Genomic DNA, 14177 nt, shown 5'->3' with positions numbered 1-14177 from the left:
AGCACAACCCGCGAGCGCGCCTCCGCTTAAAGCTTCTGGTCCATCGCCAGCAGGAAGATGCGCTGCCATTGCCGCGCCTGCCGTTCACTTTGCATCGGCACCAGCCATTCGCCCTGGCGCGAATCCTTGACCTGCACCGCGAGTTTCCATTCGCCGCCCGCGCTTCGGGCCTGGGCGCCACGCAAATCGGCAAAGATATAAGCGCCCTGCTCCGCGCCGAGCCGGATCTCGCACAGACGCTTGCCCGACGCCAGCCGCACCGCGCCCCAGCTTCCCTTCAGTTCGTGAGTCCAGTCGCCGTCGCGCACGTTCGGCGCGACTTCTTTCCGGCGACGCCACCAGTAGGCCAGCGCAGCAATCACCAATAATGCGACGACGATCGCAACGCCAACCGCGACGGCCAGACCGAAAGACGTCTCAAGGGCATCGAACGCCCGCACGGCGCCATACACCAGCGCGATCAGCGCGAACAAAGCAACAATAATCGGCATCGCAAGCTCACCAGGCAAAAAAACTCAGCCTAGCACGAGCGATGCCTGATCGACTTCCAACTGCCACTCAAACGCGGCGCAAAAAACCATTGCCGGAAATGGCAGCGCACGACGTTGGCGCCACGCTAATCGTGGCAGTCAAGACCGCGCCACAAGCCCATGTCAGCGTAACGGCTCGTCACGACTCGTTACTGCTTGTGCGCCTCGGCCCAATCCTTCACGGCCTTCAACGTGTTTTCGACGTGCTTCTCCGGCGACAGACTCGTGTATTCATAGATGATCTTGCCGTCCGGCGCGATCACATACGACACGCGATTAGCCATCGAGTTATGCAACGGCATGCCCGCGTCGTACGCGCCGATCACTTTCGAATCGGCATCCGCGGCAACCGGGAATTTGCTGCGGCATTCGCTGACCGAAAACTTCGTCAGCGTGTCGATGTTGTCGTGCGACACGCCAATTACCGTCGCGCCATATTTCTTGTATTCGTCGACGGCATCGGCGAATTCATGCGCTTCGATCGTGCAGCCCTTCGTGAAAGCCGCCGGGTAGAAATACACCACCACCGGCCCTTTCTTCAGCTCGTCGGCGAGCGAATACGTGTACGTCTTGCCGCCCAGCGAAGCCTGCGTGGTGAAGGCCGGCGCGGCGTCGCCGGGCTTGAGCGTGGCCGAGGCCGTCAACGAAAACATCGCGAATCCGGCCGACATCACAGCAGCCAACGCCGCCGATTTGAACTTACGTTTCATCTGTTGCTCCTCTGTACGCGAGTGCTCGCGCGTCGTCCCATGAATGGCGGGAGGCGGCGTTCGGCAACACAACCGGCCACCTCTGCACGCTATTGGAACACGGACGAACGCGTCGCGTACAAGCGGCCTGCCAGCAACGCACAACGCAAACGGGGGACGCGATGTTTGCGTCCCCCGTTTGCGTTGTGTTGACTACCGTCTGGCTCGCCGCTTTTCTTTCGACCTGTCAGCGAGACGAAAGCCGGCGGCTATCAGCCATATCACGCCTATCACGCAGCCACCTCGGCGATATGCGCGCCGAACCAGGCCGCCGCCGACAGATTCAGCTCGGACAACACGTCGGGAGTCAGCGCCTCGAAGCCCGCAGGCGCATCGGCGCCGAGTGCGACCGAGACCGCATTGCCCTCTTCGGCCGCTTCAGCCAGGCGCAGCAACGCGCCGAGCGGACCATCGCGACGCACGATCGCATCGCGGATCTGCGGCGCGAGGCCAAGCTTGTCGAGCACCTCGCCGGGCGTACTGCCCAGCACCACGTGAACCAGCGAAAAGATCCCGGTCATGAACGCGGCGTCGCCGAAATCGTCGTCGGAAGGGCGCAGCCAGTTCGCGGTCAGTTCCATGAAGCGCGAGCGCGTACCGGCCAGTTGCACCAGCGGATCGGCGCTCCAGGGCAGATCGCCGCTGTCCGCGTAAAGCAGCAGCTGCGCCCAGCGCGCGATCTGCCGCGTACCGGTGGCGATGATCGCCTCGCGCAGCGACGCGATATTGCGCCCCAGCCCGAACGCGCTCGAATTGACCAGCCGCAGCAGTTGCACCACCACGCTCGGGTTCAGCTTGAGTTCCGCTTCGAGTTCGACGAAGCCGGCGTCGCGTGAAAGCAGCGCCAGCAGGCGCAGCAAACCGGGCCGCGACGAGCGGTTGCGCGGCGCGGCCAGCACCTGCGGCCGCGCGAAAAAGTAACCCTGGAACAGATCGAAGCCGAGATCGCGAGCGAGCGCGAAGTCCTCGCGCGTTTCGACCTTCTCGGCGAGCAGCGTCTTGCCGTGACTGCGCACGATGGACGCCAGCTTCGCCAGTTCGTCACGGCCGACTTGCAGAAAATCGATCTTGACGATGTCGACGTAAGGCAGCGCGCCGATCAGTTCGTCCGACATTTCGCTGACGTCGTCGAGTGCAATCAGAAACCCTGCGCGACGCAGCTCGCCGAGCCGGCGGGCCAGGTGCGCGTCGAACTTGACGGTCTCCAGCACTTCGAGCACGAAACGATCGGGCGGCATCAGATGGACGATGTCGTTGAACAGCAGCGCCCGGTTCATGTTGACGAAGCCGCGATGATGCCCGAGTACGGACGGCACGCCGATCCCGCCAATCGTGCGCGCGACGACCTGCGCGGTGGCCTGCGCGTCGTCACTGATTTCGGCATAGTTGTGCGCACCGGCTCGAAACAGCAGCTCGTACGCGCTAAGCGCGCCGTCGCGATCGAGAATCGGCTGGCGGCCCAGGTAGACGAACTGCGCGGGGAAGTCCGGTTCGGTGCCTTCAGCAAAAGACTCAAGCACCTCGATGCGCCGGGGTGCGGTCCTGGCAATATGACGTTCGGACATGGATCAGCGGTGCAAGTGTTCGGAAAAGCTACGCAGCAGCGACGTGACAGCCGGCACTGCACAACAGTGTTTGACGTATTAACGGACGTGAAGCGTTGCCACTTTAACCGAATCGATCCACAGACGGTGCGTGGCTGCCAGCCGACTTTCTTACCAGTTGTTTTTTTCAGTTTTTTGCAGTATCCGCTAAAGATTTTTCGGAGCCGGTCGTTATCTCGTTCTGATGGGGCGGTTTGATACCTCTCGCCCGCCCGACCGGCGGAACACGAGCCGCCTGCCTGCACACGAATACAGGTTGCCAGCGACAAACATGGAAGCGAACAGGATCACCGCCCCTCGCCGGGGCCCCGTGCGCACGGTCATGGACCGGCTTCGTGCGTTCGGCCGGCGTGTGGACGATATACCGCAGACGGCCGCAAGCCACGCTGCGCAACTTGAACAGGTGGTCGGCGCCGTCGATCTGCTGGCGCATGTGGACGACGCATTGCGCTTCATTTATGTCTCCGATGCGAGCCTGCGCTTCGTGGGTTACCACCGGGAATATCTCGAAACGATTACGCTGCACGATCTCGTCGCGCCTGCCGACGTAGCGCGCCTCGACGCGCTGCTCACGCTCGCCGCCACATCGGGCAACGTCGAGAAGGCCACGCTCGGGCTGATCAAGTCGCTGACCTACCCGATCACCGTCGAACTGCGCGTGGTGCGCAGCAGCCACAACGGCGTCGAAGGCTACGCGATCGCGGGCTTCGACGTGTCGGCCTGGCGAGCTACCGAAGAACGCCTGACCCAGGCGCTGCATCTGGACCGCCTGACCAACCTCGCCAATCAGTCCGCGTTGATTCCCGCGCTGCTCGACGCCCAGCGTCAGGCCGACGCGCACGGCACGCCTGTCGCATTGCTGCTCCTCGACATCGACGACTATCAGCGCGTGAACCGCGCGCTCGGTTACGACGCCGGTGACGAGATGCTGCGCGATACGTCGCGGCGTCTGCTGAACATGACGAGCCCCAGCGAGACCATCGCACGCGTGGCCAGCGACGAGTTCGCGATCCTGGTCAAGCCCGCCGCCAGCCGCACCGACGCGGCGGCCGCCGCCGAAGCGCTCGCGCGCCGCCTGTTGACCGCGATCCAGCAGCCCTATGTGTTCAAGGGCCAGCAGGTGCATCTGTCGGCGAGTATCGGCATTGCGCTGTATCCCGACGTGCGTCACGCAAACGATACCGCCGCGCACGACACTCACCTGCTGCGCTGGGCCGATCACGCGTTGCTGCAGGCCAAGGCGGCTGGCGGCAACACGCTCGCGTTCTACGTGCCCGACGACAACCCCGCCGATGCAGAACGCTTAAAACTCGAGGCGGACCTCTACGACGGTGTGCGTAACGGCGAGTTCTCGCTACACTTCCAGCCGATCACGAGCAGCCGCACGCATGGCGTGGTCGGCGTCGAGGCGCTGATCCGCTGGTCGCATCCGGTGCACGGGCTCGTACCGCCTTCGATGTTCATTCCGCTTGCAGAGTCGATCGGCCTGATCAACTTCCTGGGCAACTGGGTGTTGAAGGTCGCGTGCATGCAATTGATTCAATGGGATGCAAAAGGTATCGCCCTGCAATACGTAGCCGTGAACGTGTCGCCGCAGCAGTTCCGCGATCCGCGCTTCAAGGATTCGGTGCGCGAGGCGATCGAGCTGACCGGCATCGACCCGCGCCGCCTCGTATTCGAGATCACCGAGAGCCTGCTGATGCACGACCCCGCGCACGCGAAGGGTCTGCTCGAAGAATTGACGGCAATGGGCATACGCTTTGCTGTCGACGACTTCGGCACCGGCTATTCGAGCCTGGCTTATCTGCAGCGCTTTCCGCTTGCGAAGCTGAAGATCGACCGGAGTTTTGTCGAGAATCTGCTAACCTCGCGAAACGATCAGGCAATCGTTAGCGCGGTCGTCGGGCTGGCGCAGACACTCGATCTCGAACTGGTTGCCGAAGGTGTTGAAACAGAAGCACAACGCACGCTTCTCACTGAGATGGGCTGCGATCATATTCAGGGATGGCTCGTCTGCAAGGCATTGCCTTCCGACGAACTCGCGCAGCGTTTCGAAGCTCGCACGCTTCACCTGCATACCGCCTAGCGACGCAGGCAAAGCGCTTTTCGCAGCGGAACAAGCCGGCCTCGTGCCGGTGGCACTCTTTGGAACATGTATGGCTTTGGCGGGACTCACATGGTAAAGGCGGCAGTGCTCGACCGGCTCTGGACGCGAATGAGCGAGCGCGGCGATTTCCCCATGCTGTCGCAGTCGCTGCGCACCACCATGACGGCGATGAACAACGACGACCTCGACTTCACCGGCCTCGTGCAAGTGGTGCTGTCGGACTTCGCGCTCACGCAGAAGGTGCTGCGGCTCGCGAACTCGGCGATGTACATGGCGTTCGGCGGCAACATCACCACCGTGTCGCGCGCGCTGATGGTGCTCGGCATGGACGCGGTCGGCCATCTGGTCGTCGGTCTGAAGATCGTCGATCACTTTCATCACAGCGCGCCGCGCCGCATCGACGCGAAACTCGAATTGAACCGTACGCTGCTGTCGGGTTGCGTCGCCCGCAAGCTGACCGAGCGCGGCGATCTGCGCGCCGGTGAAGAAGCCGTGGTCTGCACGTTGATGCGGCAGATCGGCAAGCTGCTGGTGGTGTTCTATCTCGACGCCGAATGGGACCAGATTCGCCGTCACATCGAAGGCGGCGCACTCGAAGCCGACGCGTGCGTGCTGGTGCTCGGCGTGACCTTCGACGAAATCGGCGCGGAAGCCGCGGTACGCTGGCGGCTGCCCGACATGATCCGCTCGGGCATGGGCGAATACGATCCGCAAGACACCGAGCAGCCGCGCCAGGTGCAATGGCTGCGCGCGATCACCAATTACTCGACGGCGGTCGCCAACGTACTCACGCAGCAGAACGTGCCCGAATGGGAACGCGAGCAGCAGATCGCCGCGCTGGCGCAGGAATATAGCGCCGTGTTGAACACCGACCCCGAGGTGCTGCTCGAAATGAGCGTGGCGCTGGCCCGCGAAGAAGGCGGCGACGGGGTGATGGCCGAGATCGTCGAGTTGCGCGCGAATGCGGATGCGATCGCGCGCGAGGCGCTCAGTCCCGAAGCGCGCATTGCGGTGGGGGTCAAGGATCTGCGCGAACTGCCCGACGGCAGTCCGCTCGCACCGGCGCTCGCGATGGCCGCGGAAACCGTGCTGGCCGGGCTCGGCTTTGCGCGCACCGTGGTGTTCGTCAAACATAGCAACGGAACGTTCAAGGCGCGTCTCGGCCTGGGTCCGAAGATCGACGCGGCGCTGCCCAGGCTGACCTTCAACACCGCGTTCGAGCCCGACGTGTTTCATCTCGCGATAGCGAATTCGGTGGGCATCTTCATCGAGAACGCACGCGACCCGAAAATGGTCGCGCGATTACCGGAGTGGTTCCGCCGTTCATTCGACGACGCCCGCGCTTTCGTGCTACTGCCGGTTGTCGATGAAAGCGATCAGACGGTGGCACTGTTATACGGCGACTGGTCGCACACTCAGGAGCCACGCCGCATCTCTCAGAAAGAAATGAGCGTGCTGAACGAAATGGCCAAGGAGTTAGGACGTTTTTTCGGCTTGGGGCAGATGCGGGAAATGGAGATGATGTGAAGACGTGGCGTGATCGTTGATCACCGCGCTTCACACTCACCGAATTTGCATTTGCCCTAAGCTGAGTTTGATGCTGGTTTGAAGTTGTACCGACGGCCTTCGGCCTGATGCGCTGTTCTGCGAGCCTTGTTTCTCAAGGCTCGCTTTCCAGCCGGACTACGGACGTCTCAGTCCCTTCAGTCCTCGATCCTTTCCAACCCTTCCGCACTGCGGTCCGCGACACCGGCCCACGCCCCTGCCGCCAGGCCCATCTGCGCGACCTCCTCCACCGACAACGTTTGCAGGCGCGCGCATACCGCTTCGATCTGATCCCACGCGCCGCGCTCCAGTGCTTCGACCGCGCTCAACAGCAAACCCAGCGTCCCCTCGCGATGCAGAATAGCGGCCTGGATCGGGCGCGACAGCGTCAGCACGTTCAACGTGCTTTCGAGCGAACCGCCGAACACCGCGTCGACGAAGGAGAACACGCCAGTCAGAAACGCCGCGTCCGCTTCGTCTCGACCGGCGTCGGGCATGCGCTCGATCGCCAGTTCCATGAAACGCGCGCGGGTCGCCGCGAGTTGCAGCAGCGGGTCGTCTTCGAGCGCGACCTTGCGGCCGTCCGCGTAGAGCAGCAATTGCGTCCAGCGCGCAATACGGGCGGTGCCGGTCGCATTGATCGCATCGCGCAACGTGGTCACGCGGTGGCCGAGCGCCAGGCCGCTCGAGTTCGCCAGCTTCATCAGATGCATCACCAGCACCGGATTCAGCTTGAGTTCGGCTTCGAGTTGCGCGACGGTCGGGTCGCCGGCCAGCAATTGCAGCAGATTCAGTAACGCGTGACGCGGCGCGCTGACACGGCGCGTCGTCAGGTTCTGCGCGCGCGCGAAGTAGTAGCCCTGGAAGCGGTCGAAGCCGAGTCCGCGCGCCGCTTCGAAAATATCCTGTGTATCGACACCCGATGCCAGCAGCAGTTTGCCCGCCGACTTCAGCACGCTTGCCAACTTCGGCAGCAGCGCCGCGGGCGCACGCGCGACATCGATCTTCACGACCTCCGCGTAAGGCAGCAGTTTGGCGAAGGTCTCGTTGGGCTGCGCGACATCGTCGAGCACGAAGCGGTAACGGCGGCCGTGCAGATGCACGATGCGCGCGATCAATTCGTCGTCGACCTGAATGGACGGCGGCAATTCGAACATGAAGCGATCGGCGGGCAATCGCAGAATGGCATCGTCGAACAGCATCTCGCGGCTGACGTCGAAGTACGCCGGATGACCGGTGAGTGCACCGCGCATGTCGCCATGAGTCAGGCCGTGAACGACCGCCCTCGCCACACGTTGTGCCGGGCTGGGCTTCGCGTGGGGCGAGCCCTCCTGTTCTTCTGCCGATGCTTCTGCTTCGGCATCTGCCTCCGGCAATGCCGGTGCCCGCACCTTGATTTCGTAACCGCACAACATGCCGTCCCGATTGAGAATCGGCTGTCGTGCAAAACTGGCAATGAGTTGCGCGTCGTCGGCGGGGCCGGTCTGCGTCACAGTCTCGATTGCGATGGTGGTCATTCCAGTCCCCCGCTTGGGCGCCGCCTGGCGCGTGCCGCTGTATTTGATTTTGCTGCACCGTTAGCGTGTTTCTCGCTGTGAGGCCCGTCGCGCCTGCGGTGTAACCCGGCGATTTTATCGCAGCCCATCCTTGGCCGACATGTCCGCGACGCAATATCTCGAAATAATTGCCGCACGGGCTCGCTGAAATCGATCGGGGAATCGACGATACTCTGATGCAGTGCAAAAGCGTTCCACCCTCGCCTTACCTTGCTTCCCTCGTTTGCCCGTGCAACCACCCAGTTAGCCACCAAGGAAAACCATGGACGTCAAAAGCGTGCTGTCGAATGCCTTCGCGATGCCGATCACCAGTCCGGCATTTCCAATGGGCCCGTATCGCTTCATCAACCGCGAATTTCTGATCATCACCTACCGCACCGACCCGGACAAACTGCGCGCCGTGGTGCCGGAGCCGCTGCAGATCGGCGAGCCGCTGGTGCATTACGAGTTCATCCGCATGCCGGATTCGACCGGTTTCGGCGACTACACGGAAAGCGGCCAGGTGATTCCGGTGTCGTATAACGGAGTAGCGGGCGGCTACACGCTGGCGATGTATCTGGACGATCATCCGCCGATCGCCGGCGGACGCGAGTTGTGGGGTTTTCCGAAGAAGCTCGCGAACCCGGTACTCGCCGTGCATACCGACACACTGGTCGGCACGCTCGACTACGGCCCGGTGCGCATCGCCACGGGCACGATGGGCTACAAGCATCGTCAACTGGATCTCGCGCAGCAGAAGAAGCGGCTCGAAACGCCGAACTTCCTGCTCAAGGTGATTCCGCATGTGGACGGCACGCCGCGCATCTGCGAACTGGTGCGCTACTACTTGCAGGACATCGATCTGAAAGGCGCATGGACCGGTCCGGCCGCGCTCGAACTCGCGCATCATGCGCTCGCGCCGGTGGCGGAATTGCCGGTGCTGGAAGTGGTCGAGGCGCGGCATCTGATCGCCGATCTGACGCTCGGTCTCGGCGAAGTCGTGTTCGATTACCTCGATCAGCCGGAAGCGAAGAACGCGCGCTGATTCGAGCGAGCGTCGCTCCGGGCGAGGTGTCCATCAACCTCGAACCCGCTTTCACGCTGCACTAAAAACAAACGGCCGCGATCAGCGGCCGTTTGTCCTGAAGCGCAATGCATTGCGCCAATCACGCAACGTCTTAACGCAACACAACCTTCACGTCGAAGTACTTCGCGGCGAGGCGATCGATCGTGCCGTCCGCCTTCAGCTCCTTCAGCGCGCCGTTCAGCGCGTCCTTCAGTGCCTTGTCGTTCTTGCGGATACCGTAACCGACGCCCGCGCCGAGCAGCTTCTCGTCGGTGACGGCCGGACCCGCGAACTCGAAGCCCGCGCCCTGCGGCTTCTTCAGAAAGCCCTTCGATGCCGCTTCCGCGTCCTGGAACGATGCATCCAGACGACCCGACGCGAGGTCCGAGTAAATCTGGTCCTGCGTCTGATACGGCACGACGTCGACGCCAGCCGGCGCCCAGCGCGCTTTCGCGTACGTTTCCTGGATCGTGCCCTGCAGCACGCCGACGTGCTTGCCCTTCAGCGAGGCCGGCGTCGGCAGCAGGCCGCTGCCCTTCTTCGCGATCATCTGATTCGGGATCGTGTAGATCGGATCGGTGAAATCAACCGCCTGGCGACGCTGATCGGTAATCGTCATGTCCGAATTGATCGCGTTGAACTTGCGTGCTTCGAGCGCCGGAATCAGGCCGTCGAACGAGTTCTCGACCCATACGCACTTCGCTTTCAGCTTCGCGCACACGGCATTGCCGACATCGATGTCGAAACCTTGCAGGTCGCCGGACGGCGACTTCGATTCGAACGGCGCATACGACGCCTCGACGCCGAAGCGCACTTCCTTGATATCCGCGGCCGATGCCGTGCCAGCCGCCACCGTCGCCGTTGCGAACAGCGCGAGCGCAGCCATGTGTCGCCAATTCATCTTCATTACGGGTGTTCCTATACGGTATTGAATAAAACGGAGCCGAATCCGCGCAGGCATGATTGCCGCGCCAAAAATGCGATTCAAACTCATGCGGCTGGTTTGGTGCAGCGCAACAGCCGCGAGGGCGAGATTGTACAGGCTTCGCCGGGCACGCCTGGCGGGCGGCCAGAGGCGCCGTTCTAGCGCGTCATCCGGCCGATGCGTGGCGAAGCTGTAACTTTGTGTCGCGTTGGGGCAAGGAGATCGTGCAGGGAACGGCGTAGCGCCCGTTCAGACGAGTTGCGCCAGCGTGTCGTCAGTGGTCTCAATGACCAGCAAACCGGCACGCAGACCCGGCTTGACCGTCGCGTTCGGAAACACGATGCGCTCCTCGGCGTGACGCACGGTGTAGCGATAGTCGCCGTCGCGGGCGAGCAAGGTGTCCTTGGCGAACGGCGTGAAATTGGCGATGTCTTTCGCCAGCAGCAGTTCGAACGCATCGCTCTGCTTGGTGATCTGATCGATGACGGTGAACACACGCGGCAGAAGCGCGTCCGCGTCGCCGCGCGTTCCGGCCAGCAGATGACGCACCGCCTGATCCGCGCCTGCAAAGCGCGTCAGATCGTTCTCGCCGAACGGGCGCACCTTGCCCAATTCGAGCGTGCACGCTTCGGCACCGCAGGCTTCCGCGGTGAAATGCGAATACGTGTTGGCCTTGGTGGTATGCAGCAGCACCGCGCTGATCCGCGCGCTGCCAAGCCACTCGAACATCGCGCGCGACAACGGCCGGCCCGTGTGCGGCAGCAACGCAAATTGTTCGAAAGCGGACGCGCGGATCGCCGTGTGCATATCGATATGCCAGCGCGCGCCGGGTTCGTTCGACGCCGCCGCGAAGAACTCCGTAGCCGCCCGCTCCAGCGCCGCGGCACGCGGTGCCTCATGGCTCTCGGGCACCTGCAGATGACGGCCACTGAACAGGCGGTTCAGATCGTCATCGCGATAACGATGCGCGTTGCGCATCGCGTCCACGTTGCCGAGAATCACCAGCAGTCGGCACGTCAATGCAGCGCGACCCTGCGCAATATCGCGGACCAGAAACGACAGCAGTTCAATCGGCGCGGTTTCATCGCCATGTACGCCTGCCGAGACGAGCACGCTGTGAACACTTTCACGCTGTGATGCTTCGGGCGCGGCGGGTTGCATCAACAGCACGCCGTCGTCCAGCCACGACCAGCGCACTGCGTTATCGGCGCACACGCCCTGCGCTTCATCAGCTGACGGCCGCGTTCCCGCCAGCGTGTAAGCGAGAAAATCGGCGAGCATCGAAACCTGCACCCCCTGCTCAGCGCTGGAAGTCATAGAGCGAGCCCAGGCGGAGAATCTGCGTCAGTTCATCAAGGGCCGTGCGCGACTCCGTCAGCAATTGCGGATCGGTCAGATCGGTCGGCGCGAGGCGATCGCGATAATGCTTTTCGATCCACGTATCGAGGCGGCCGAACAGCGTGTCGTCGATCCATACGCCCGGCGAAACCGCCGCGCGCTCTTCGTCGTCCAGCACCACACGCAACCGCAGACACGCCGGACCGCCGCCGTTTTTCATGCTTTCGCGCAGATCGAACACCAGCACGTCGTCGATCGGACCTGCTTGCGAACCGAGTTCGTCCAGATACGCGGCAACGCGCGGATTTTCGCGGCACTCCTGCGGCACGACCAGCACCTGTTTGCCGTCCGGACGCGTCAGCAACTGGCTGTTGAACAGATACGAGGTGACTGCATCGGCGACACTGACTTGAGCGTCGGGCACTTCGATCACGTTGAAGCCCGCTTTCAGGCCTTCGAGCTTCGAGCGCAATTCGTCGTACACCGCTTTCTGCTCGACAAACGCGAGTTGATGGCAGAACAGCGTGTTGCGATTGCCGACCGCGATCACGTCGTTGTGAAACACGCCCGCGTCGATCACGTCGGGGTTCTGCTGCGCGTACACGGTGGCCGCTTCCTGCAAGCCATGACGATGCGCGACCGCGCGGCTCGCCTCGAACGTCTGGCGCGCGGGGAAGCGTTTCGGCTCCGGTCCACGACGATATTCGCTGCGTCCGTACACGAAAAATTCGACGCCGCGCGCCGCGTAGTCCGCGCAAAAACGCGTGTGATTCGCCGCGCCTTCATCGCCGAGCGCGGGTGTGCCGGGCAGCGCTTCGTGGACGACGAAGCGATCGCTATCGTTGAATATCGCGCTCAACGTGCGGCGCGTGGATTGATGCTCGATCGCGCGATGCAGCTTGCTGCACAGATTCGCGGGCGTGAAATGCACGCGGCCGTCGCTGGTGTCGGCTGACGGGCTCACAGTCGCCGCGTTCGCGGTCCACATCGCCGACGCCGAACTCGCGGCGGCCAGCAACTCGGGCGCGTCCCGCGCCACGCGCGCGATCACGGTCGCGTCGTCGCCGGAAAAACCGAGTTCGCGCAACAGACGCATCGACGGACGCTCCTGCGGCGGCAACACGCCCTGATGAAAGCCGAGGTCGGCCAACTGCTTCATCTTGCGCAGACCCTGCCGCGCCGCCGCCTTCGGATTCGCGACCGACTTCTCGTTGTTCTGCGACGCGACGTTGCCGAACGACAGCCCCGCGTAGTTATGGGTCGGGCCGACCAGGCCGTCGAAATTGGCTTCAGTGGCTTGCATCGTCGATCCTTAGAATTGAAGGCCCGGCGAGACGCTCGCGGGCATTTGCAGTTGCGCGCTTTCGACAGAAGCCATCGGGTATGCGCAGTAGTCGGCGGCGTAATACGCGCTCGGCCGATGGTTGCCCGAGCGGCCCGGTCCGCCGAACGGTGCGCCCGACGACGCGCCGTTGGTCGGCCGGTTCCAGTTGACGATGCCCGCGCGGATGATGCGCTGGAAATGCGTCCACAACGCTTCGTCGTCGGCGAGGAGTCCGGCGGAGAGACCGAACTCGGTGTCGTTGGCGCGGTCGATCGCTTCGTCGAAGCTGTCGTAGCGGATGATCTGCGCGAGCGGGCCGAAGTGCTCTTCGTCGGGCAGGTTCTTCACATGGGTCACGTCGAGAATGGCCGGCGTGACGAAGCCGAGCGTCGGATCGCGTTGTTCCATCTTGAGCAGCGCAGTCGCGCCGTCGGCGAGCAAACGCTCCTGTGCGGCGACGAGCCGCGACGCGGCGCGCGCGGACACGACCGCGCCCATGAACGGCTGCGGATCGGCGTTATATTCGCCGACGCTGATACGCGACGTGACTTCCGTCAGACGCGCGAGGAAGCGCTCGCCGTTCGCATCGTTCGGCACGAAGATGCGGCGCGCGCACGTGCAGCGCTGCCCCGCCGACAGAAACGCCGACTGGATCGTGTGATGCACGGCCGCATCGATATCCGCGACCGGGCCGATCACGAGCGGATTGTTGCCGCCCATTTCCAGTGCGAGCACGATCTCCGGACGTCCGCCGAATTGTTTGTGCAGCAATGTTCCGGTATCCGAACTACCGGTGAAGAACAGACCGTCGATCTGCCGGTGATTCGCAAGCGCAATGCCGGTATCTTTCTCCCCTTGCACGAGATTCAGCACGCCCGCAGGCAAGCCCGCATCGCGCCAGATCTGCACAGTCACGGCGGCCACGCCCGGTGCCAGTTCGGACGGCTTGAACACCACCGCATTGCCCGCGATCAGCGCCGGCACGATATGGCCGTTCGGCAAATGGCCAGGAAAGTTATACGGCCCGAACACCGCCACCACGCCATGCGGACGATGCCGCAACACGGCCGTGCCGTCTGCCATCGCCGAGCGCTTTTCGCCGGTGCGTTCGTTGTAGGACTGAATCGAAATCTCGACCTTCGCGGCCATCGACGCCGCTTCGGTGCGTGCTTCCCACAGCGGCTTGCCGGTCTCGCGGCCAATCGCTTCGGCGAGCACTTCCTTGCGCTCGGTCACCAGCGCAGCGAAGCGGCGCACCACGCCGCAACGCTCGTCGAGGCTCAACGCCGACCACATCGCAAACGCCCGGCGCGCGCTGCGCACCGCGCGATCGACGTCGTCCGCCGACGCGCTGTTGCCTTCCCAAACCGTCGCGCCCGTACCGGGGTTGCGCGATGCGAATGCGGGTCCTGTGCCGGCGGCCCATTCGCCGTCGATGAAAAGCTCGCTCATGA

The 14177-nt window shown here is 63.3% G+C and carries 11 protein-coding genes; 3 read left to right on the top strand and 8 right to left on the bottom strand.

All coding sequences use genetic code 11. The features are described 5' to 3' along the window. Positions 1–26: 26 nt before the first annotated feature. From BLS41_RS07435 to BLS41_RS07425, 3 genes are all read right to left on the bottom strand, one after another. On the bottom strand, positions 27–491 hold the full coding sequence (locus BLS41_RS07435) for a hypothetical protein (protein WP_074763716.1): 465 nt from the start codon (positions 489–491) through the stop codon (positions 27–29). A gap of 188 nt (positions 492–679) precedes the next feature. Then, a complete protein-coding gene (locus BLS41_RS07430) occupies positions 680–1240 on the bottom strand; it encodes a peroxiredoxin (protein WP_074763715.1) in 561 nt (186 codons plus the stop codon). Positions 1241–1509: 269 nt separating this feature from the next. After that, positions 1510–2844 (bottom strand): EAL and HDOD domain-containing protein, encoded by a 1335-nt coding sequence (locus BLS41_RS07425; RefSeq protein ID WP_074763714.1) that lies wholly within the window; start codon positions 2842–2844, stop codon positions 1510–1512. A gap of 310 nt (positions 2845–3154) precedes the next feature. On the opposite strand from BLS41_RS07425, the gene BLS41_RS07420 reads away from it, so the two are divergent. Then, entirely contained in the window at positions 3155–4969 is a 1815-nt protein-coding gene (locus BLS41_RS07420) for a putative bifunctional diguanylate cyclase/phosphodiesterase (protein WP_074763713.1), read from the top strand. 90 nt (positions 4970–5059) lie between these two features. Continuing rightward, positions 5060–6517, top strand: a complete 1458-nt coding sequence (locus tag BLS41_RS07415) for an HDOD domain-containing protein (RefSeq protein ID WP_074763712.1) — start codon at positions 5060–5062, stop codon at positions 6515–6517. A gap of 176 nt (positions 6518–6693) precedes the next feature. On the opposite strand, the gene BLS41_RS07410 is transcribed toward BLS41_RS07415, so the two are convergent. Then, positions 6694–8052, bottom strand: a complete 1359-nt coding sequence (locus BLS41_RS07410; RefSeq protein ID WP_074763711.1) for an EAL and HDOD domain-containing protein — start codon at positions 8050–8052, stop codon at positions 6694–6696. A 301-nt stretch (positions 8053–8353) separates the two neighbouring features. Here BLS41_RS07410 and BLS41_RS07405 point away from each other — a divergent pair, with 301 nt between their 5' ends. Then, positions 8354–9115, top strand: a complete 762-nt coding sequence (locus tag BLS41_RS07405) for an acetoacetate decarboxylase (protein WP_074763710.1) — start codon at positions 8354–8356, stop codon at positions 9113–9115. Positions 9116–9248: 133 nt separating this feature from the next. Here the strand turns inward: BLS41_RS07405 and BLS41_RS07400 are convergent, their stop codons facing one another. The 4 genes from BLS41_RS07400 to astD form a co-directional block, all read right to left on the bottom strand. Continuing rightward, positions 9249–10043 (bottom strand): ABC transporter substrate-binding protein, encoded by a 795-nt coding sequence (locus BLS41_RS07400; protein ID WP_074763709.1) that lies wholly within the window; start codon positions 10041–10043, stop codon positions 9249–9251. Positions 10044–10310: 267 nt separating this feature from the next. Beyond that, on the bottom strand, positions 10311–11378 hold the full coding sequence (astE, locus tag BLS41_RS07395) for a succinylglutamate desuccinylase (protein ID WP_171910206.1): 1068 nt from the start codon (positions 11376–11378) through the stop codon (positions 10311–10313). After that, the gene (gene astB, locus BLS41_RS07390; protein ID WP_074763707.1) at positions 11362–12702 is read right to left on the bottom strand and encodes an N-succinylarginine dihydrolase; all 1341 of its coding nucleotides are present in this window, start codon (positions 12700–12702) and stop codon (positions 11362–11364) included. Before astB ends, astE begins: the two co-directional genes overlap by 17 nt. A gap of 9 nt (positions 12703–12711) precedes the next feature. Then, positions 12712–14175 (bottom strand): succinylglutamate-semialdehyde dehydrogenase, encoded by a 1464-nt coding sequence (astD, locus tag BLS41_RS07385; RefSeq protein WP_074766350.1) that lies wholly within the window; start codon positions 14173–14175, stop codon positions 12712–12714. Between the last annotated feature and the right edge of the window lie 2 nt (positions 14176–14177).

Origin of the sequence: Paraburkholderia fungorum (genome assembly GCF_900099835.1) — a bacterium.
Taxonomy (GTDB): domain Bacteria; phylum Pseudomonadota; class Gammaproteobacteria; order Burkholderiales; family Burkholderiaceae; genus Paraburkholderia; species Paraburkholderia fungorum_A.
Note: the sequence above shows the minus strand (reverse complement) of the source record. Positions and strands in the feature narration are given on the sequence as shown.